Source organism: Thiomicrospira sp. ALE5, assembly GCF_900112445.1.
Classification (GTDB): Bacteria; Pseudomonadota; Gammaproteobacteria; order Thiomicrospirales; family Thiomicrospiraceae; genus Thiomicrospira.
This window is the reverse complement of the sequence record NZ_FOYY01000003.1, coordinates 811,623-831,183: the sequence shown is the minus strand read 5'-3', so window position 1 is coordinate 831,183 and position 19,561 is coordinate 811,623. Positions and strand designations below refer to the sequence as shown.

At 46.9% G+C, this 19,561-nt stretch carries 21 protein-coding genes; 8 read left to right on the top strand and 13 right to left on the bottom strand.

Translation table 11 applies throughout. The features are described 5' to 3' along the window. Positions 1–113: 113 nt before the first annotated feature. The 11 genes from BM293_RS04080 to BM293_RS04030 form a co-directional block, all read right to left on the bottom strand. The gene (locus BM293_RS04080) at positions 114–959 is read right to left on the bottom strand and encodes an Hsp33 family molecular chaperone HslO (RefSeq protein ID WP_093447006.1); all 846 of its coding nucleotides are present in this window, start codon (positions 957–959) and stop codon (positions 114–116) included. Continuing rightward, complete coding sequence (gene lipA, locus BM293_RS04075) at positions 959–1,948, bottom strand: lipoyl synthase (RefSeq protein WP_093447004.1); 990 nt, start codon at positions 1,946–1,948, stop codon at positions 959–961. Before lipA ends, BM293_RS04080 begins: the two co-directional genes overlap by 1 nt. A 28-nt stretch (positions 1,949–1,976) precedes the next feature. Next, complete coding sequence (gene lipB, locus BM293_RS04070) at positions 1,977–2,639, bottom strand: lipoyl(octanoyl) transferase LipB (protein WP_093447003.1); 663 nt, start codon at positions 2,637–2,639, stop codon at positions 1,977–1,979. 11 nt (positions 2,640–2,650) lie between these two features. Continuing rightward, complete coding sequence (locus BM293_RS04065) at positions 2,651–2,956, bottom strand: YbeD family protein (RefSeq protein WP_234968891.1); 306 nt, start codon at positions 2,954–2,956, stop codon at positions 2,651–2,653. A 9-nt stretch (positions 2,957–2,965) separates the two neighbouring features. After that, positions 2,966–3,823 (bottom strand): aminotransferase class IV, encoded by an 858-nt coding sequence (locus BM293_RS04060; RefSeq protein ID WP_093447862.1) that lies wholly within the window; start codon positions 3,821–3,823, stop codon positions 2,966–2,968. Positions 3,824–3,840: 17 nt separating this feature from the next. After that, positions 3,841–5,013: a D-alanyl-D-alanine carboxypeptidase family protein gene (locus tag BM293_RS04055; RefSeq protein ID WP_093447000.1), complete on the bottom strand. Its 1,173-nt coding sequence runs from the start codon at positions 5,011–5,013 to the stop codon at positions 3,841–3,843. Positions 5,014–5,103: 90 nt separating this feature from the next. Next, on the bottom strand, positions 5,104–6,246 hold the full coding sequence (gene rodA, locus BM293_RS04050; RefSeq protein WP_093446998.1) for a rod shape-determining protein RodA: 1,143 nt from the start codon (positions 6,244–6,246) through the stop codon (positions 5,104–5,106). Continuing rightward, positions 6,243–8,081 (bottom strand): penicillin-binding protein 2, encoded by a 1,839-nt coding sequence (gene mrdA, locus BM293_RS04045; RefSeq protein ID WP_234968890.1) that lies wholly within the window; start codon positions 8,079–8,081, stop codon positions 6,243–6,245. The genes rodA and mrdA overlap by 4 nt, the downstream gene beginning before the upstream one ends. Before the next feature lie 6 nt (positions 8,082–8,087). Then, on the bottom strand, positions 8,088–8,591 hold the full coding sequence (mreD, locus tag BM293_RS04040) for a rod shape-determining protein MreD (protein ID WP_093446997.1): 504 nt from the start codon (positions 8,589–8,591) through the stop codon (positions 8,088–8,090). After that, on the bottom strand, positions 8,588–9,418 hold the full coding sequence (mreC, locus tag BM293_RS04035; protein WP_234968889.1) for a rod shape-determining protein MreC: 831 nt from the start codon (positions 9,416–9,418) through the stop codon (positions 8,588–8,590). The genes mreD and mreC overlap by 4 nt, the downstream gene beginning before the upstream one ends. Positions 9,419–9,450: 32 nt before the next feature. Continuing rightward, a complete protein-coding gene (locus BM293_RS04030) occupies positions 9,451–10,491 on the bottom strand; it encodes a rod shape-determining protein (RefSeq protein WP_093446996.1) in 1,041 nt (346 codons plus the stop codon). A 174-nt stretch (positions 10,492–10,665) separates the two neighbouring features. Here BM293_RS04030 and gatC point away from each other — a divergent pair, with 174 nt between their 5' ends. From gatC to htpX, 4 genes are all read left to right on the top strand, one after another. Then, a complete protein-coding gene (gene gatC, locus BM293_RS04025; protein ID WP_093446994.1) occupies positions 10,666–10,953 on the top strand; it encodes an Asp-tRNA(Asn)/Glu-tRNA(Gln) amidotransferase subunit GatC in 288 nt (95 codons plus the stop codon). An 18-nt stretch (positions 10,954–10,971) separates the two neighbouring features. Then, a complete protein-coding gene (gatA, locus tag BM293_RS04020; protein WP_093446993.1) occupies positions 10,972–12,438 on the top strand; it encodes an Asp-tRNA(Asn)/Glu-tRNA(Gln) amidotransferase subunit GatA in 1,467 nt (488 codons plus the stop codon). A gap of 8 nt (positions 12,439–12,446) precedes the next feature. Continuing rightward, a complete protein-coding gene (gatB, locus tag BM293_RS04015; protein WP_093447856.1) occupies positions 12,447–13,880 on the top strand; it encodes an Asp-tRNA(Asn)/Glu-tRNA(Gln) amidotransferase subunit GatB in 1,434 nt (477 codons plus the stop codon). Between the two features lie 102 nt (positions 13,881–13,982). Continuing rightward, positions 13,983–14,882: a protease HtpX gene (gene htpX / locus BM293_RS04010; RefSeq protein WP_093446991.1), complete on the top strand. Its 900-nt coding sequence runs from the start codon at positions 13,983–13,985 to the stop codon at positions 14,880–14,882. An 80-nt stretch (positions 14,883–14,962) separates the two neighbouring features. Here the strand turns inward: htpX and BM293_RS04005 are convergent, their stop codons facing one another. After that, positions 14,963–15,379: a SufE family protein gene (locus tag BM293_RS04005; RefSeq protein WP_093446990.1), complete on the bottom strand. Its 417-nt coding sequence runs from the start codon at positions 15,377–15,379 to the stop codon at positions 14,963–14,965. 149 nt (positions 15,380–15,528) lie between these two features. On the opposite strand from BM293_RS04005, the gene pcnB reads away from it, so the two are divergent. The 4 genes from pcnB to panC are packed head-to-tail and all read left to right on the top strand — an operon-like array spanning position 15,529 to position 19,171. Next, positions 15,529–16,941, top strand: coding sequence for a polynucleotide adenylyltransferase PcnB (gene pcnB, locus BM293_RS04000; RefSeq protein WP_093446988.1), 1,413 nt, complete (start codon positions 15,529–15,531; stop codon positions 16,939–16,941). A gap of 13 nt (positions 16,942–16,954) precedes the next feature. Beyond that, complete coding sequence (gene folK / locus BM293_RS03995) at positions 16,955–17,542, top strand: 2-amino-4-hydroxy-6-hydroxymethyldihydropteridine diphosphokinase (RefSeq protein WP_234968888.1); 588 nt, start codon at positions 16,955–16,957, stop codon at positions 17,540–17,542. Beyond that, positions 17,514–18,305, top strand: a complete 792-nt coding sequence (gene panB / locus BM293_RS03990; RefSeq protein WP_093446985.1) for a 3-methyl-2-oxobutanoate hydroxymethyltransferase — start codon at positions 17,514–17,516, stop codon at positions 18,303–18,305. The genes folK and panB overlap by 29 nt, the downstream gene beginning before the upstream one ends. Then, the gene (gene panC, locus BM293_RS03985) at positions 18,305–19,171 is read left to right on the top strand and encodes a pantoate--beta-alanine ligase (RefSeq protein WP_093446984.1); all 867 of its coding nucleotides are present in this window, start codon (positions 18,305–18,307) and stop codon (positions 19,169–19,171) included. Before panB ends, panC begins: the two co-directional genes overlap by 1 nt. On the opposite strand, the gene panD is transcribed toward panC, so the two are convergent. Continuing rightward, complete coding sequence (gene panD / locus BM293_RS03980) at positions 19,155–19,541, bottom strand: aspartate 1-decarboxylase (protein WP_093446982.1); 387 nt, start codon at positions 19,539–19,541, stop codon at positions 19,155–19,157. The genes panC and panD overlap by 17 nt on opposite strands. Positions 19,542–19,561 lie beyond the last annotated feature (20 nt).

The window sequence follows — 19,561 nt, the reverse complement described above, 5'->3', positions numbered from 1 at the left end:
TACTCCAATGCTAAGTTAAAAATACGGATTTACTAGCCAATTATGCCGTTTATGCTAGGGTAAAGCCATAAAAAATGCACAAAGCGGTACTATTAGCCGCGGTTGTTGTTAGGCTAAGCCGGTTTAAACAGTTGATCTAGATCGTCGGCATTAAAGCGTTCGTAGCGATTGCACATATCATTGTGTACGACGATTTCACCTTGTTCGGCAAGAATGGCGCGGGCTTCAGTTTCACCGAGGGCCTTTATCATGGTTGCAACCTGTTCACGGTTGCCAGGGCAGTTATAGAGCGGTTGACGAGCCGGGAAGAGTTCAACCTGTTCTTCGTGATATAAGCGCGTCAATAGGGTCGCGCTATCGAGGTTTAATAATTCTTCCTGTTTGACTGTGGCCGCCAAATGGCTGACGCGATCCCAGGCATCGGCATCGTGGCCATCGGTTTCGGGCATTTTCTGCAAATAGAGCGCGCCAATCGTCGTGTCGCTAACGGCAATAAATAAACGCGATTCTAGTTGCTCTGATTGGGTTAGAAAGCCTTGTAAATCCTGCACCAAATCATCCGATTCGCGGCCAACATAAGACTGATAAAAATGATCTGTTTGGCGGTTTTCTAGGGTGACTAATATTTGCCCATCCCCCAATAATGCCTGCGCGCCGGTTAAATCGGTTAAGGGGGCTTGGGTTTTGGCCACTCCGCGTAATTGCAAGGCATCGTCAATATCGACCACTAATAAATTAACCGGACCACTGCCTTGCACTTGTAGGGTGAGGCGGCCTTCGTATTTCATGCCATTAGCCAGCAATACCGCAAAGGCGGTTAGCTCACCAAACAGTTGCTGCAAGTTAGCGGGGTAGTGACGATCTAGGAGCATGGCTTGCCAGGCCTGGTGCAGTTGTAGCACTTGACCGCGCACAGCATGGTCTTGAAATAAAAAACGTTGAATCGAATCTTGAGCCATTAAAATTCACCTTTAGCTTGTAAATCGGCATGATAAGAGCTGCGTACCATGGGGCCACTGGCGACATGGCTAAAACCGAGCGCATAGGCATCGTCTTGCAGTTGCTTAAACTCATCGGGTGTCCAATAGCGTTCAACGGCTAGGTGATGAACGCTCGGCTGAAGATACTGTCCCACTGTTAGCATATCCACCTGATGAGCACGTAAATCTTTTAATACTTCAAGCATTTCGGCATAGCTTTCACCGAGTCCGACCATTAGACCCGATTTGGTTTTGACCTGTGGGTGCAGTGTTTTAAATTTTTGGAGCAAATCCAGTGACGCTTGGTAGTCAGCGCCTGGTCTGGCTTGTTCATACAGGCGCGGTACGGTTTCTAAATTATGATTAAGCACATCGGGTGGGCACTGGGCAAGCAGATCCAATGCGACGGTTAAGCGACCCCGAAAATCCGGTACTAGGGTTTCTATTTGGGTGTCGGGTGCGTGTTCGCGAATAGCTTGCACACAGGCTAAAAAGTGGCGCGCACCGCCATCGCGTAAATCATCGCGGTCAACAGAGGTAATCACCACATACTTGAGTTGCATGGCTTTGATGGTGGTCGCTAAGTGGTGAGGTTCTTGTTGGTCGAGTGCTTTTGGACGCCCATGTTTGACATCACAAAATGGGCATTTGCGAGTACAAATATCGCCCATAATCATAAAGGTCGCGGTGCCATGACCAAAGCATTCACCTAAATTTGGGCAGGAGGCCTCTTCACAAACCGTGTGCAGTTGATGCTCACGCAGGATTTGCTTGAGTTCGGTAATGCGATGAATGTCCTTGGCTTTGGGCAGTTTGGCGCGAATCCAATTAGGTTTGGCCAAGCGTTCACGTTCAGGGTCGGGGCGGTGCTTTAGCGCTTTAGTTTTATATTCGCCTTTACTCATCGCTTGATTGCGTGCTTTAAGTCCGCCAATGGTATCGAGGCTGATTTCCTGATAGTTTTGCATGGTTTAATCTCTTTGGGTCGAGGGGCTATTATAACGAAGATGCGCCATGTGCGTGAAGTGCGGCGATAAGATGGCTGAGTAACGCCTCGCCAAGCTGCTCAGAATCGTGGTTTGCATCGAAGTCAGGCACATGGTTGCTGACTTGTGTCATCTGGATGCCCGCTAGCCCGCAAGGGGTAATCCACTGAAACGGACTCAGGTCCATTGCGACGTTTAGCGCTAGACCATGATAGCTGCATTGGCGTTTAACCTTTAAGCCCAGTGAAGCGATTTTTTGACCGGCCACATATAAACCGGGCGCATCGGCGCGGGCGGTGGCGGTGATGCCATAATCAGCTAACAAGTTAATGCCGGTCTGCTCAAGCAGATGAACGAGTGCTTTGACACCGAGCTGGCGTCGTTTTAGGTTAAGCAGTGGATAGACGATCCATTGACCGGGTCCGTGATAGGTGATTTGACCGCCACGGTCAGTTTGGATCAGTGGAATCTTTGCTGGGCCTTGCATGAGGTCTAGCAGGTGTTTGGCATCGCCGTTCAGACCCTGAGTAAATACCGGTGGATGCTGGACTAACCAAATTTCATCAGGGGTATCTTCGTGGCGTGCTTGGGTGAAATCCTGCATCGCTTGGTAGCAGGCCTGGTAGTCAATTAATCCCAGGGGTTTAATCTGAATGGGCAAACCAGCTGCCATTATACTATTGCTTAAAGTGTCCAAAGTACATCTGGATGGGCATTGAGTTCGCCATAAATGCCATGAATTTGTTCGATATGCGTTGCGTAAAAGGTGATTCTTACTGACACATATTTGCCGTTTTTAGAGGCTTGCAAGCGTATCGCATCGCGGCTGACGTCAGGCGCATATTTTTGGGTGGTTTGATAAACCAGCTCAACAAACTCGTCACAGTGCTGTCCCATCGCTTTGAGTTCAAATTGGCAAGGAAACTCAATTAAGGTGTCGGGTTGTTGTGTTGCGGCGCTTGTTTTATTTGGGGTGGTTTGCGAAGTCATACCCATCCTTTAAGGTGTCGAATTACGGTGTTTATAGGCTTGGTAAAGGTCAAATATGTGTGACCAAGTAGGGCCAGCTTGACCGGAACCGACAGGTTGGTTATTCAGCTGTACAATCGGAATAATCTCTTTGGTTGAACTGGCTAACCATAATTCATCGGCGCTACTGAGTTCAGCTTGATCAATATCGCGTTCAATAAATTCTATATGGTGTTGGCGACACAGTTTTTCAACCACCTGGCGCGTAATGCCTGGCAAAATAAATTCATTGAGCGGCGGGGTATGAATAGCGCCATCTTTAATTAAAAACATATTGCTCGCGCTACCTTCAGTTACGCGTCCGTCAGGTCTAACTAACAACGCATCTTGCGCGTCTGCGGCCTGGGCCGCTTGTTTAGCCATGACGTTGGCTAAAAGGGTAATCGCTTTGATATCACAATGTTGCCAACGTAAATCGGCATGAGTAATCGCCGCAATACCCTGACTAACTTTGTGTTTGTCTATCGGCGCTAGAGGGTTGGTGTAAGCAAGTAGCGTAGGGGTTAATTCAGCGGCCGGCAAATGATCACGGGGTGTTTGCACACCACGGGTGATTTGTAGATAAATAAACTGGCTAGGCCAAGGATGGCGTAGAATGAGTTCGCTCAGCATCTCTAACCAGGCCTGCTGATCAAGTGGGTTGGCAATCTGGGTTAATTCAAGCGAACGTTCCAGCCTGGCATAATGCGCCGGCCATTCAAATAACTGCCCGTTATAAACCGGCACCACTTCATAAACGCCATCGCCAAATAAAAAACCTCGGTCAAGGACCGAGATTTTTGTTTCATGCAGCGGCTGAAATTGGCCGTTAAGATAGGCCCATTGCATGTGTGAAGTGCCCAAGGCTAGTCACCAAAGCTAAAAAGGTTTTTAAAGAATAGTTTGATGTTGTCAAACAAGCGTTTAAAAAAGGAGCCTTTTTCAACCGATTCAAGGGCGACAATGGCGGGTTCAGCCAAAATATCATTATTAAAGCTTATCTGTAAGCTGCCAATTTGATCGCCGGCCTGAAGTGGTGCATTAAGTTTGTTTGGGATCACCAATTCAATTTCAAGGTTTTGATATTGACCGCGTGGAATGGTGACATGCACGTCATCATTGACACCAATATTAACTAAGTCTTTAGCGCCACCAAATACACGTGCCTCTTGTAAGCGTTGTCCTGCTTCGTAAAGTTTATGCCCCTCAAAAAAACGGAATGCGTAATTAATTAAGCGCTGGCTTTCGGCGATACGCTGATTGGCGCTATCGGTGCCGGCAATCACACTGATTACACGCATATTATCACGCTGAGCCGAGCTGACTAGGCAGTAGCCCGCTGAGCTAGTATGGCCGGTTTTTAACCCATCAACAGTAGAGTCTTGCCAAAGTAAACGGTTGCGGTTGAACTGGGTGATACCGTTAAAGGTAAAGCTACGCTCAGAATACCAGCTATAAAATTCGGGAAACTCCGTGATCAGCGCACGGGCAAGAATAGCCAGATCATGCGCTGTGGTCAGATGCTCTGGATCAGGTAACCCGGTCGAGTTCAAAAAGTGTGTGTGAGTCATACCTAGCTTTGCAGCGTACTGATTCATCAAAATCGCAAAATCTTCTTCGGTACGGGCAATATACTCTGCCAATGCAACACTGGCATCGTTGCCTGACTGAATCACCATGCCACGAATTAAGTCTTCAACGGATACTTGCGTATCCACTTCGATAAACATGCGAGAGCCAGGCATGCGCCAAGCTTTGTGGCTAATCGTAACCATGTCATCAAGCTGAATGCGACCATTGCGAATTTCACTAAACACAACATAGCCGGTCATGATCTTGGTGAGGCTTGCAGGTTCAATTTGCATGTCGGGTTCGTGGCTAGTGATAATTGCGCCGCTGTCAAAGTCCATCACAATGTGTGCTGTGCCAGCGACATTGGGGGGGGATGGAATTATAAATGGGTTGTTAGCAAGCGCTTTAGCCGCAACTAAACTGAGGCTGAACAATAGTGTAACGAGCAGTGTACGACTTAGTTTCATAAAGCAAGACTCATAAATGCATTGAATAATTAGGCGACTAATTTACCATAAATTAGGCTGAGTTTGGGGTTAAAAAGTACTGATAGCCGATTAATCTGCCTTGGTGAATAAGAGCTTTTTATGGGTGTGGATCGACATCAAAATGCCAAAACTGATCAATAAGGTAACCATTGACGTGCCACCATAACTAATAAGTGGTAAGGGGAGCCCAACTACGGGAAATAAGCCACTGACCATACCAATGTTAACAAAAATATATACAAAAAAAGTGAGGGTAAAGCTCGCGGCAATGAGTTGGGTAAAACGTTCTTGTGCATAATAAGCGATGATAAGACCACGAATGAGTACAAATAGGTACACGCTGAGCAGTGCGATGACGCCAATTAGGCCAAATTCTTCAGCAAAAACGGAAAAAATAAAATCGGTGGTGCTTTCTGGTAAAAACTCTAAGTGGGCCTGGGTGCTCCCCAAAAAACCCTTACCTTCAATACCGCCAGACCCTATAGCGATTTTGGATTGAATAATATGATAACCGGCGCCGAGCGGGTCTGTTTCGGGATTCAAGAAAGTGAGGATGCGTTGTTGTTGATAGGCATGTAAAAAATTCCATGCAATCGGTGCGCTTGCAAGCAGTGCGGCAAGGGCACCGACAATAATCTTCCATGGTAGGCCGGCTAAAAACACCACAAACAGTCCACTCATAGCGATAAGCAAAGCCGTGCCGAGATCGGGCTGTAAAAAGATCATGCCAGCGGTCACCGCCGTTAAGAGTAGCCCCAAAATAAATCGCAATGGGTGAATGCGTAAATCATGGTTAATAAACAGCCATGCAATCATCATGGGGAGGACAATTTTCATCATTTCTGAGGGTTGAAAGCGTATAAAGCCTAAATCTAGCCAACGTTGCGCTCCTTTGCCCATATCGCCGGCAACCAAAACAGCCACCAACATAAAAAAGCCAGCTACAAACAACCAAGGCGTCACTATCTTAAGCCATGAGGGCGGGATTTGTGCAAAGACTAGCATGAGTAGGACGGCAATACCCATTCTGATTACATGGTTTTGGGTAGCTTGCCAGTCCGCACCAGAAGCGCTGTATATTGTCATTAGGCTAATGGTCAGTAGCATTGCAAGCCCTAATAGTAACCAGCCGTCTAGGTGTAGGCGAGCCAGCCAGTTTTTGGGGCGAACATAGGGTGATCCGAGTTTAATGTTTGAAAACAGTGAGATCATCGCAATTCCCGCAGATAGTAATCAATAGCACGCACTCCAATAGGTGCTGCGGTTCGGCCACCACCGCCACCATTTTCAACAATAATACTGATGGCAATATTAGGTTGATGAGCGGGCGCAAAAGCCACAAATAGCGCATGATTGTGTAATCGTTGATCGAGTTCTTCTTCTCGGTATTCTTGGTCATTCAAACTAAATACCTGGGCAGTTCCCGTTTTGCCGGCAATTTTATAGCCTTCAATTTGGCGTCCAGAGCTCCAGGCTGTGCCGCGTGGGGTATGAACGGAGTCCACCATGCCATCAATAACATATTCCCAGTGCTGTCGGTTTTCGATAGCAAGTTGGTCAACCTTGGGTTCAATGGCTTGATTAAAGTGCGGTGTAACGACTTGACCACGATTAGCTAAAATACTGGTCGCGTGTGCAAGTTGTAAGGGTGTAATAAGGTTATAACCCTGTCCAATAGAGGAAATAATGGTTTCACCTCGGAACCATGCTTCGCCATGCACAGCGCGTTTCCATGCTTGTGAGGGCAGAATGCCAGCTTGTTCGCCCGGGTGATCAATCCCGGTTCGTTTACCAAAACCAAAGGGAGCCAAGATGTCATGTAGGGTATCAATCCCCATATCTAAGCTCATTTTGTAGTAGTAGGTATCAACGGATTCAACAATAGAGCGTTTTAGGTCTGTCCAGCCATGGCCTTCACGTCGCCAGTTGTGGTAGCGCCGATCTTGAAATTCAAAATAGCCTGGATCAAAAATGCGTCTGGTCATGTTGGTATAGCCAAGTTCTAACGCACCTAAAGCAGTTATTGGCTTTGTTGTCGAACCCGGCGGGTACAGTCCACGACTGGCACGATTAATCAGCGGTCTGCGAGGATCGGTAAGCAAGCTGTTATAGTCGTTATGGCTGATACCATCAACAAATAAATTGGCATCAAAGCTTGGCGTGCTGACAAACGCTAATACTTCGCCACTGCTTGGCTCAATGGCCACTGCCGCAGCTCGCCAGCCAGAGAGTTCTTGTTCTAAAAATTGTTGTAGGCGGATATCAACGGTTAGGTGTAAGTCTTCTCCAGGGGTGGCTGGGATATGTTCAAGTATGCGAATCACGCGACCGCGTGCATTGGTTTCTACACGGCGGAGTCCAGGGTAGCCGTGTAATTGATCTTCATAAAAGCGTTCAAGTCCAGACTTACCAATGGTGCTTGTAGCGCGATAGCGGGCACGATCAATTCGAGGCAAATCTTGTTCGCTAATGCGCCCGACATAGCCGACCAAGTGTGCCGTTGATTGGCCATGAGGGTAGACGCGCTTTTGCCTAGCCGTTAATTGAATGCCAGGAAATCGGTGATTGTGGGCCGCAAATATAGCCGCCTGCTCATCCGTTAGACTGGTAGGAAATACGTGGGTTTGGTGGCGGGGCAAGCGCGTGATGCGCTGGCTAAATTGGCTTAAGCGTTCTTGATCAATATCGGGCAACAGCAAGGCAAGGTTATCAATGCTAGCCTGAAGGTCAGGAATACGTTCACGCGTAAAACTTAACGAGAAAACGGGTTGATTGTCAGCGACTAACTGGCCATTGCGATCGTAAATTTTGCCGCGCTCTGGTGCAACAGCTTGAACAGAGATGCGATTACCTTCAGCCAGCTCTAGGTAGGTTTCATGGTGATGGTATTGTAAGTAAACCATTCGCGCTATGAGGCCGCTAAACGCAAGCAAGATGATTAGTAATGCAAAAATGAGCCGGTTTTTAAAAGGCCATACCATAGCCTTGGGGGCGGCTTTCCAGCCCATTTGGTGTGATGAAGGTGATTTTTTGCGAAACCAATTCATAATCGTTTAATGGGTCACATTAATGCGAGTTAGCCAGCGAAAGCTCATGACGATAGGAATCCATAACAAGCCTGCCAAAAGAGGAGCCGACCAGTATGCCCAGATGCTATGTTCGTCTAGTTGAATCGGTGTAATCCAATAATAAATGATTTGGTATAGCAAGATGTAAAGGGTAATAAGCAAGGCTTGTTGCCAAATGCGGTAGCTTCGAAATCGCAATCTGATTCGCAACATTAAAAACATAAACACCACAAATAGTAGGGCATGCATGCCGAGCAGTGATTGGTAAAGCCCATCATAAAGCAGCCCAAGTACAAAAGCGCTAATTAAGTGAGATGCGTTAATTAAATGACTCGCCCAAAAGAAGGCAATTAGGAGTGCCAGCGGAGGTAAAAACAGGGGGCTAGTTAATTGCAAGTTAATCGCGTTGGCTGTGAGTGCAACAAAATAACCAAATAGCCACAGCCATATTACTTTGCGAAACTCTAAGTCATTGATGCGGTCCGTCATGGGGTCTGTCTTTCAATAATTAACACTTCATAGCTGTGATAAAGATTCGCTAAGGGTTTGGCTTCAATAGTCAAATAGCTATCACCAGGATAATGTTGGACGCGTGTTACTTGGGCAACTGGGTAGCCTGCTGGGAAAAGTTCGTCTAGTCCAGAGCTCACTAATATATCATCGACTCTAACCGAACTGGTAGTTGACATAAAATGCAGTTGTGTCATGCCTTGCCCCATCCCCGTTAAAATACCCCTTTTGCCTGTGCGTAAATTTCGTACAGAGAGTTGGTGATTCGGGTCACTTACTAATAGCACCCTGCTTTTAAAGGGGGTGACATGGCTTATTTGCCCAACGATACCATTAGCATCCACTACGGGTTGCTGCAGGCGCACACCGTTAATCGCGCCCCTGTTTAAGGTTTTATATTCCGTTAGGGGTGTGATTGAAAATTGTGTGACACTGGCAATTTGCAGGTCATACTGTCCCATGCGCCCTGTTGTACCAAGTAAACGTTGTAATCGTTCTAGTTCGTGTTGGGTTGTCTCAAACTGGGTTAATCGGTTACGAAGCAGTAGGTTTTCAGAGCGAAGCTGTAACAGTTCATTATGAATTTCAGTTTGTTCGGTGCTCGCGCTTAAATACCAGTTATGCAGGTCGAAGGGCACGTTTGCAACCCGTTCTACCGGCTCGAGTACCGTGGTAAGTAAATTTTTTATTTGACCCGAGTATTGACCATAATAGTCCGCTACCATCAAAAGTAGACTCAGGATAAAAGCCACTAAAAAGTGGCTAGCATCCTGCTGGGGACTGGTCGCATTGAGGCTAATGGTCAAACTCCTTTATGGGCTACTAAGCATGGGGTAGATTAATCGGGTGAAAAAACATCCATGCCTTTGTCATCCATCATCTCAAGTGCTCGACCACCACCACGCGCGACACAGGTTAAAGGGTCATCCGCCACAATGACGGCCACGCCTGTTTCTTCACTTAGACGTGTGCTAAGGTTGCGCAATAATGCGCCGCCACCGGTTAACACAATACCGTGCTCGGCAACATCGGAACCGAGTTCAGGCGGTGTGCGCTCTAGTGCTGTGCGTACTGCACCGACAATCGCTGAAAGTGGGTCTTGTAAGGCTTCTAGAATTTCATTTGAATTGAGTACAAAGCTGCGTGGTACCCCTTCAGCCAGATTGCGGCCACGGACTTCGATGGTTTTGGGTTCGGCTTCATAATAGGCAGATCCAATTTCATGCTTAATCTTTTCAGCACTCGCTTCACCAATTAACATACCGTAGTTACGACGCACAAACTTGATAATGGCATCATTGAAGCGATCGCCCCCCACTTTTACAGAGTCAGCATAAACAATCCCATTAAGTGAAATGGTGGCTACCTCAGTGGTGCCGCCGCCAATATCGACGACCATTGAACCACTGGCTTCGCTGACGGGCATGCCTGCACCAATTGCTGCGGCCATGGGCTCTTCAATTAAAAATACCTGGCGCGCACCCGCGCCGGCTGCAGATTCACGAATGGCACGACGTTCTACTTGGGTCGAGCCAGACGGAACACACACTAGCACCCGCGGGCTAGGTTGAAAGAATTTGGCTTCATGAACCTTGCGAATAAACGCCTGGAGCATTTTTTCAGTAATGTGGAAGTCTGCAATGACGCCATCTTTAAGTGGGCGAATCGCATTAATGTTGCCTGGTGTGCGCCCAAGCATCATTTTAGCCTCATTGCCTACGGCGACAATTTGTCGGTTACCGCGACCATTGTCACGAATAGCCACGACCGAGGGTTCATTGAGGACGACACCTTGTCCGCGCACATATATAAGAGTGTTTGCGGTACCAAGGTCGATAGAAAGGTCGTTAGAAAACAGGCCGATTAATTTACGAAACATGCGATGTCCTAAGTAGTGAAGTTTTAATGAGACTAATTTGTATTATTTTAACGCAATTTTGGCTGTGTTTTCAGAATAAAACGTTTATCTAGCATAGACTAAATTGGCGTCACTTGGATTCGATGTTAAAATCCACGGTTTAGATTTCGTTCAAAAAAAGGAAAGGTCGTCCTTATGGCTTTGTCAGAACAAGAAGTATTAAAAATCGCCAAATTGGCCGCGCTTGATGTCTCTTCGCAAGATTTAACGCAGTTGTCGGCTAAGTTGTCGAATGTGCTTGATTTATTTGCGCAGTTACAACAGGTCAATACGGATCATGTGTTGCCGATGGCGCATCCTCTTGATAAGGTGCAGCGATTACGGGTTGACCAAACGGTAGCGGACATTCCGCGCGATAAATACCAAGCCATCGCTCCGGCATGTGAGCAAGGGTTATACCTTGTCCCTAAAGTGATTGATTAAAAAAGAGAAGCGCACTTAATGAATATGATGTCCCTAACAGAGCTTAACCAAGCTTTGCAAACCAAGCAGATTTCGAGTGTTGAGCTGACCGAGTTTTTTTTGGCGCGCATTGCTCAACATGATTCACAGTTGAATAGTTTTATTACCGTAACCGCTGAGCAAGCTTTAGATGTTGCAAAAGCGGCAGATGCGCGGATTGCGCGCGGTGATGCGCCTAATTTGTGTGGCATTCCGATGGCGCATAAGGATATTTTTTGTACTGATGGCGTACTAACCAGCTGTGGTTCTAAAATGTTGGTCAATTTTACCGCACCCTATGATGCGCACATTGTTAGTCAGTTTAAAGCCCTTGATATGCCGATGTTGGGTAAAACCAATATGGATGAATTTGCGATGGGTTCTTCTAATGAATCGAGTTATTTTGGTGCGGTCAAGAATCCTTGGGCACTGGATGCGGTGCCAGGTGGGTCTTCGGGTGGTTCAGCGGCGGCTGTTGCAGCAGGACTGGTTCCGTTTGCTACCGGTTCAGATACCGGCGGTTCGATTCGTCAACCAGCGAGCTTTTGTGGCATAAGTGGTTTAAAGCCAACCTATGGTTTAGCGTCACGCTTTGGCATGGTTGCCTATGCATCAAGCTTGGATCAGGCCGGTCCGATGGCGCAATCGGCAGAAGATTTAGCGCTAACGCTCGATGTGATGCACAGTTTTGATTATCGTGACTCGACCAGTTTAGATCAGCCTAAACCCAATTATATGGCCGCCTTGTCCCAGCCCTTAGCAGGCCTGCGGATTGGTGTGCCAGCCAGTTATTTTGGTGATGGTTTGGATGCTGAGGTTAAACAGGTTATTGAGGCAGCGGTTGCCGAATATGAAAAGATGGGTGCGCAATGTGTTGCTGTTGAATTGCCTAATCAAGCGCATGCCGTGGCGGCCTATTACATTTTGGCGCCAGCAGAGGCGTCATCGAATTTATCGCGATTTGATGGTGTGCGTTATGGCCATCGTTGCGGAGACCCCAAAGATTTAGCGGATCTTTATGAACGTTCGCGTGCTGAAGGTTTTGGCATTGAAGTGCAAAAGCGGATTATGCTGGGCACCTATGCGCTGTCGGCTGGCTATTACGATGCCTATTATCTTAAAGCACAAAAAGTGCGTCGATTAATCCAACAAGATTTCTTAACCGCCTTTGAACAGTGTGATGTGATTATGGGGCCTGTGGCGCCGACCCCAGCGTTTAAGCTTGGCGAAAAAACCGATGATCCGCTGAGTATGTATTTAGCGGATCTTTACACGATTCCCGTAAACCTAGCCGGCTTACCGGCCATGTCGATTCCAGCAGGCCTGGTGCAGGGCTTACCGGTCGGTTTGCATTTGGTTGGGCCCTATTTTAGTGAAGCGAAGTTGCTCAATATAGCGCATCAGTTCCAATTACATACGGATTGGCATCGTCAAGTATCCCCGTTAGCACAAGGAGCCGCGTTATGATCAGTAGTATGAATTGGGAAGTTGTGATTGGACTTGAAATTCATGCGCAGCTGGCGTGTGAATCGAAAATATTCTCTAATGCGCCGACCGCTTATGGTGCAGAGCCTAATACACAAGCTAATATTGTTGACTTGGCCATGCCAGGTGTGTTGCCCGTATTAAATGAGCGCGCGGTGGAGTTGGCGGTGCGCTTTGGCTTGGCGGTTGGCGCAGAAATTGGTCAAACCTCGGTGTTTGCGCGTAAAAATTATTTTTATCCCGATTCACCAAAAGCCTATCAGATTTCACAATTTGAACTGCCGATTGTAGGTAAGGGTGAAATCACCATTGAAGTCGATGGCCAGCATAAGAACATTGGAATTACCCGCGCCCATTTAGAAGAGGATGCCGGCAAGTCGTTGCATGAAGATTTTCATGGCTTAACCGGAATCGATTTGAACCGTGCTGGTACGCCTTTGTTGGAGATTGTTTCTGAACCGGATATGCGTTCGGCTGCCGAAGCGATTGCTTATGCGAAAGCTATTCATGAGCTGGTGCAGTTTTTGGAAATCGGTGATGGCAATATGCAAGAGGGTTCATTCCGCGTCGATGTCAATGTGTCCTTACGCAAGCCAGGCGCGCTATTTGGTACACGCACCGAATTAAAAAACATTAACTCCTTTAAGTTTATTGAAAAAGCCTTGGCTTATGAAATTGATCGTCATATTGAAATCTTAGAAAGTGGTGGCGAAATCGTACAAGAAACGCGTTTGTATGATCCTGACCGCGATGAAACTCGTTCGATGCGCTCCAAAGAGGAGGCGAACGACTACCGTTATTTCCCTGATCCAGATTTGTTGCCCGTAGTGGTGAGTGATGAACAGTTGGCCGCAATTAAAGCGAGCCTGCCTGAATTGCCTGGACAAATGCGAGTGCGTTTTGAACAGGATTATGGTTTGTCTGCCTATGACGCGCAATTGTTGACGGCGGCCGCGGTCAATGCTCGCTATTTTGAAGCGCTAGTCGCAGAACTTGGTGCCCAGCAAGCTAAGTTAGCAGCCAATTGGATGAATGGCGAGTTAGCGAAAGCTTTAAATAAGGCAGAATTAACCCTTGAGCAATCCCCGATCAGTGGCGATGCCTTAGCAGGCCTGCTTGTTCGTATCGTGGATAATACTGTATCAGGCAAGTTGGCTAAGCAGGTGTTTGAGGCGATGTGGGCTGGCGAGGGCAGTGCCGATCAAATTATTGAAGCCAAAGGCTTGAAGCAAATTACCGACACCGGCGCGATTGAAAAAATCGTTGATGAGGTGTTGGCGGCCAATGCGAAGCAAGTTGAGGCTTATAAAGCGGGCCAGGAAAAGTTGTTTGGTTTTTTTGTGGGGCAAGTGATGAAGTTATCAAAAGGCCAGGCTAACCCTGCGCAAGTGAATGATTTACTGCAACAAAAATTAAAAAACTAAGTTTTTTGGTTATTGAGCGGGATCACTACTTGAAACCTCATAAAAAAAGCTTATATTAACTTTGAATAAATTTTTAATCTTCTCAATTAAGGAGAACTACGAATGAAACGGATTGGTTTATTTTTATTGACCAACATCGCGGTTATTGCTGTTGCATCGATCGTGCTCAGTTTGTTTGGTGTCGGCTCGACCCTCCAAGCCAACGGGGTTGACCTGGACTTAGGTAATTTGCTGGTATTTGCAGCGGTATTTGGTTTTGCTGGCTCGTTTGTGTCTTTGGCGCTATCGAAGTTTATGGCTAAAAAAATGACCGGAGCGCAGGTCATTGAAAATCCGCGTAATGCGGACGAGCAATGGTTGGTTGATACCGTGCGTCGTCAAGCTGAAAAAGCCGGTATTGGCATGCCAGAAGTGGCGATTTACAATGCGCCGGATCCAAATGCTTTTGCAACAGGTATGAGCAAAAACAACGCTTTAGTGGCGGTATCAACCGGTTTGTTGCGCAATATGACGCGTAATGAAGTTGAAGCGGTGTTAGGGCACGAAGTGGCGCACATTGCCAATGGCGATATGATTACCATGGCATTAGTTCAAGGTGTAGTTAACACCTTTGTTATCTTCTTTGCCCGTATCGCGGGTCACTTTGTTGATCGTGTTATTCTTAAAAATGAATCAGGTCATGGCATTGGTTATTACGTCGCATCGTTTATCTTTGAAATCATTTTCGGTATCTTGGCGAGTGTGATTACCATGTGGTTCTCGCGTCGTCGTGAATTCCATGCGGATAACGGCGGTGCCTATTTGGCCGGTAAAGAAAATATGATCGCGGCACTACGTCGTCTGCAAATGATGCAGCCAGGTGAATTGCCTGATCAAATGGCGGCGTTTGGTATTTCAAATCGTCCAAGCAAGCTAGGGGCGTTGTTTATGTCGCATCCGCCCATTGAAGATCGTATTGCAGCGCTAGAAGCGACTCGCCAAGAAGAGTTGAAAATCGCTTAATTAGTTAAATTAAGTTAAGTCATCAAAAAACCCAGCCTTGCGCTGGGTTTTTTGTATGGGTTGATTGTGTGTAACAGAGATTAAACTCTAGCCTGTGCCTCTGCTTGAATACGCTTGATCATGTGATACAAGCCGGTCGAACGGTTAGGTGATAGGTGCTGTAGTAACCCTGTAGTCGCTAAAAAGTCGAGCGGGGTGTTGATAATTTGTTCAGGGGTGTGGTCGTTGTACACTCGTAATAAAATAGCAATGAGTCCAGATACAATCGCTGCATCACTGGTCGCTTGCATCTGTAATTTGCCGTCTTGTTCTTCAATACTGATCCATACTTGCGATTGGCAGCCATGAATACGATTTTCTTCGGTTTTGAGTGCCTCGGGGAAAGGGGCTAGTTGTTTGCCAAGATCAATAATGTATTTGTACTTGTCTTTCCAGTTAGTAAAGTAATTCAGACGGGTTACGAGGTCTTGTTGATGTGCATCGAGTGCTTGGGTCACAGTTTTCTCCAGTAAAATAAATAAAACTTTTGTCGATTTTAATCCTTCGTCGCAAAGTTATCCAAGGTTTCCCAGTAGATTATCTTAATTATTGGCTTATTAAGCGCTAACCTTGCTAAAATACGGCTTTATTTTGTAATGAATTCATCATGATTAAACGAATTTTTAATGCCATCTCACGCCGGCTGGCACGAATCACACCAGAGCAAACACGTGAGGTAAAAGGTGATGAGCTGGTTGGCACAAATGTGCAGACCTATTCTGGTCATCAGCAGGGCATTCATCATCGACTGATTGCAAAACCGGCGCTTGATACGGTATTTAGTTTAAAACGAGCCGGCTATGATGCCTATCTGGTAGGTGGGGCAGTGCGTGATTTAATGCTGGGTATTGAGCCGAAAGACTTTGATATTGTCACCAATGCGTCACCAGATCAAGTGAAAAAAGTATTTCGTCATCGTTGTCAATTAATTGGGCGACGTTTTCGCTTAGCTCACGTTCGTTATGGCCGTTTAGTGATTGAAGTGGCGACGTTTCGGGGTGGCCAAGATGACAGTGATCCTGCCCGCCAAGTTGATGAGAGCGGTCGATTAGTGCGTGATAATGTTTACGGCACAATGGATGAAGATGTTTGGCGTCGTGACTTTACCATTAACGCCCTCTATTATGACCCCAAGCGTGATCAAGTTATTGATTATGTGGCTGGGCATGCTGACCTGCAAGCTGGGCAGATTGCTTTGATAGGCGATCCTTGGGTCAGATACCGAGAAGATCCAGTGCGTATGATTCGTGCGGTGCGCTTTGCCGCCAAACTTGGATTTAATCTTGCGCCCACGACTGAAGCGCCGATTGCAGAGCTGGGTAGTTTGCTCAAAGAAGTCTCTAATGCACGTATGTTTGATGAAGTGTTGAAGCTATTTCATAGTGGTGCAGCCATAATTGTGTTTGAAAAACTCCGCCATTATGATTTGTTTAAGCATTTGTTCCCGTTAACCGATGACGTGCTGGCTACAGAAAGTGAGCATTTTCCACGGCAGTTTGTTATGGCGGCTTTACAGAGCACTGATCGAAGAATTGCTGAAGATAAACCGGTGAATCCCGCCTTCTTGTTTGCTGCGATGCTTTGGGAGCCGATGATGCAAGCGCGTCAAGACTATTTGGCTGAAGGATTGTCGCCGCAAGATGCGATGTATGCAGCTGCAGGTGATGTGCTTAATATCCAGTGTTCCCATACGGCGGTACCTAAGCGTTTTACGGCTCAGATTCGTGATATTTGGAATTTGCAATTTAGACTGCACAAACGATTTGGTGACCGAGCCGCTACCTTGCGTGCGCATCCGCGTTTTAGAGCAGCCTATGACTTTATTGGCATAAGAGTGGCCGCTGGTGAAACAGAATTAACTGAGCTGTTTGACTGGTGGACTGAATACCAGGACAAAGATGCGTTGGAGCAGGTACGTTTTGCTCATGATGTGAAAAAGGGGGCTAAACCGCGTCGCCATAAGCGCTCGAATCGTAATTTTTATCGTAAAAAATCTGATCAGTTTAATGCGCATGACTAACAGCCATCCTGTAATGCAAAAACCCGCTGATAGCTGCTGCGATGATAACTGGGCGCAGGTTTATATTGGTTTAGGCAGTAACTTAGGTGATTCGGAGCAGGTGTTGCAGCGGGCCTGTTGGGCTATTGCACAATGGCCGTCGGTGCGAAATTTACGCATGTCTAATTGGTATCGTTCGCGGCCTCAAGGGCCCCAAGATCAACCTGACTATGTCAATGGTGCGTGTTGTTTTACTACCCATCTTGCACCTAGAACGCTATTGGCGGCGTTGCAGCAGCTTGAAATGGATTTGGGTAAAATTAAGCAGCGTCACTGGGGCGAGCGCTTGGTTGATTTGGATGTTATTTGTTACGGTCAGTTGATCTTAAATACGCCTGAGTTAACCCTGCCACATCCGATGGCGTCGCAACGAGATTTCGTGTTGGTGCCGCTACAGGACTTAGCGCCGGATTTGGTGTTACCTAAATTCGGTTCGATCCAGCAGTGTCTTGAACAACTTCCCGAAACATTTTTATATGCCGTCGCTGATACAAGTCTATGCCATCAACCCGATAAAAGAATAGAGTTATTGCATGAAAAAAACGCTGAAGCAGTTATATAAATTAGCCGATACGCAACAGCCGATTGCCTGTATTACCGCTTATGATGCCGCTTTTGCGCATTGGGCTGATCAAGCGGGTGTGGATGTGATTCTAGTAGGGGATTCATTGGGTATGGTTGTGCAAGGTCAAGCGACGACGCTTCCCGTTACGCTTGATGATATGGTTTATCACACTCAAATGGTACAGCGTGGAAATCAGCAGGCCTGGTGTATTGCCGATCTACCCTTTATGGCGGATAAGAATTTAGATTCGGTTTTGGATGCGGCTGCACAGCTATTAAAAATTGGCCAGGCTGACATGGTTAAGCTTGAAGGAGGACAGCGTATCGTACCTTTTGTACAGGCTTTGTCAGCACGTGGGATTCCAGTTTGTGGACACCTAGGGTTGCTCCCACAGTCTGTGCTGAAAAAAGGCTACCAAGTGCAAGGTAGTACGCCAGATCAAGCCGAACAGTTATTAAATGATGCAAAGGCCTTGGTTGCCGCAGGTATTGATCTGTTAGTCTTAGAGTGTGTTCCGAGTGAACTTGCACGACAGGTTACGGCTGATTTGCCGGTGCCCGTGATCGGGATAGGCGCGGGCACGGGTGTTAATGGTCAAGTACTGGTCAGTTATGATGTGCTTGGTTTGACGCCAGGTCGAATCCCAAAGTTTAGTGCAAATTTTTTGACCGGGCATCACTCAGTTTTAGCTGCGTTTGAGGCCTATGTTCAAGCCGTTAAAAACAAAACCTTCCCAACCGCCGCACATGAGGTAGGTTGATGCAAGTTTTACATGATATCCAGAGTCTTAAAACGCAGCTGGCGAAATGGCGCGAAGCGGGTAAAAGCTGGGCACTGGTGCCGACGATGGGGAATTTACATGCCGGTCATTTAAGCTTGGTGTCCTTAGCGCAAAGCCAAGCTGATTTTGTCGTGGTGAGTATTTTTGTAAATCCGCTCCAATTTGGTGAGGGCGAGGATTTTAATCAGTATCCACGAACGCTAGCGGCCGATTGTGCCCATTTGCAAGCCTTAGGGTGTGACCTGGTCTTTAGTCCTGCTGCGACCGAGCTCTATCCAGCTGAAGGCGGCCAAAGTCGTTTGTGTGCTGATCCTTTATTGACGTCGCGTTTTGAGGGGGCATTGCGTCCCGGTCATTTTGATGGCGTGGTCACTGTGGTAGCTAAGTTATTTAATCTAGTTCAGCCTTGCCTAGCCGTATTTGGCCAGAAAGATTATCAGCAATGGCGGGTGATTCAGGCCATGGTAGCGGATTTAAATTGGCCGATTCAACTGCTGAAAGGGCCGATTGCGCGTGATACAGATGGCTTAGCACTCAGTTCAAGAAATCAATATTTGGATGCAACTCAGCGCCAAATTGCGCCGCATCTTTTTCAACTTCTTGATGGCTTGGCCGATTCACTCAGATCTGCAAAAGATCCGGTTACCATTTGGCCAAGCCTGCGTGCTGATTTACAAGGTCGGCTTATCGCGGCTGGTTTTGATGCGGTGGACTATATTGCTTGGGTAGATCAACAAGACTTAACGGATGTGCGAGATAAATCGAAGCCAAGTGTATTGTTAGCAGTTGCACGTTTAGGCAGTACGCGCTTATTAGATAATATCGAGATTAAACTGCCGCTTTGAGGGGCGCAATGGTATTGCGCGTATGGCTGATTTTGTTATTGGCATCAACATAGACTAGCATAGGCTTGTAATGATCAGCTTCTGCCTCGCTCATTTGTGCATAAGTCGCAATAATCAGTAAATCGCCAGGCGCCGCTTTGTGAGCCGCCGCGCCATTGACAGAAATGGTGCCTGAATGTGCTTCAGCACTAATCGCATAGGTGGTGAAGCGCTCACCATTACGGATATTATAGATCTGAATTTGTTCGTATTCACGAATACCTGCCGCACTTAATAGGGCGGCATCTATTGCACAGGAGCCTTCATAATCTAGTTCGGCGTGTGTTGTGGTCACACGGTGAATCTTTGATTTTAAAAGTTTGATTTGCATAGTATTGTGTGCCTGCCTAA

Coding starts and splice junctions, on each gene's coding strand:
- BM293_RS04055 (WP_093447000.1), bottom strand. CDS start 5,013: ATGAAACTAAGTCGTACACTGCTCGTTACACTATTGTTCAGCCTCAGT.
- mreD (WP_093446997.1), bottom strand. CDS start 8,591: ATGACGGACCGCATCAATGACTTAGAGTTTCGCAAAGTAATATGGCTG.
- BM293_RS04030 (WP_093446996.1), bottom strand. CDS start 10,491: ATGTTTCGTAAATTAATCGGCCTGTTTTCTAACGACCTTTCTATCGAC.
- gatC (WP_093446994.1), top strand. CDS start 10,666: ATGGCTTTGTCAGAACAAGAAGTATTAAAAATCGCCAAATTGGCCGCG.
- gatB (WP_093447856.1), top strand. CDS start 12,447: ATGAATTGGGAAGTTGTGATTGGACTTGAAATTCATGCGCAGCTGGCG.
- htpX (WP_093446991.1), top strand. CDS start 13,983: ATGAAACGGATTGGTTTATTTTTATTGACCAACATCGCGGTTATTGCT.
- pcnB (WP_093446988.1), top strand. CDS start 15,529: ATGATTAAACGAATTTTTAATGCCATCTCACGCCGGCTGGCACGAATC.
- lipA (WP_093447004.1), bottom strand. CDS start 1,948: ATGCAAAACTATCAGGAAATCAGCCTCGATACCATTGGCGGACTTAAA.
- lipB (WP_093447003.1), bottom strand. CDS start 2,639: ATGGCAGCTGGTTTGCCCATTCAGATTAAACCCCTGGGATTAATTGAC.
- BM293_RS04060 (WP_093447862.1), bottom strand. CDS start 3,823: ATGCAATGGGCCTATCTTAACGGCCAATTTCAGCCGCTGCATGAAACA.
- panC (WP_093446984.1), top strand. CDS start 18,305: ATGCAAGTTTTACATGATATCCAGAGTCTTAAAACGCAGCTGGCGAAA.
- BM293_RS04080 (WP_093447006.1), bottom strand. CDS start 959: ATGGCTCAAGATTCGATTCAACGTTTTTTATTTCAAGACCATGCTGTG.
- rodA (WP_093446998.1), bottom strand. CDS start 6,246: ATGATCTCACTGTTTTCAAACATTAAACTCGGATCACCCTATGTTCGC.
- panB (WP_093446985.1), top strand. CDS start 17,514: ATGAAAAAAACGCTGAAGCAGTTATATAAATTAGCCGATACGCAACAG.
- gatA (WP_093446993.1), top strand. CDS start 10,972: ATGAATATGATGTCCCTAACAGAGCTTAACCAAGCTTTGCAAACCAAG.
- mrdA (WP_234968890.1), bottom strand. CDS start 8,081: ATGAATTGGTTTCGCAAAAAATCACCTTCATCACACCAAATGGGCTGG.
- BM293_RS04065 (WP_234968891.1), bottom strand. CDS start 2,956: ATGACTTCGCAAACCACCCCAAATAAAACAAGCGCCGCAACACAACAA.
- panD (WP_093446982.1), bottom strand. CDS start 19,541: ATGCAAATCAAACTTTTAAAATCAAAGATTCACCGTGTGACCACAACA.
- folK (WP_234968888.1), top strand. CDS start 16,955: ATGCAAAAACCCGCTGATAGCTGCTGCGATGATAACTGGGCGCAGGTT.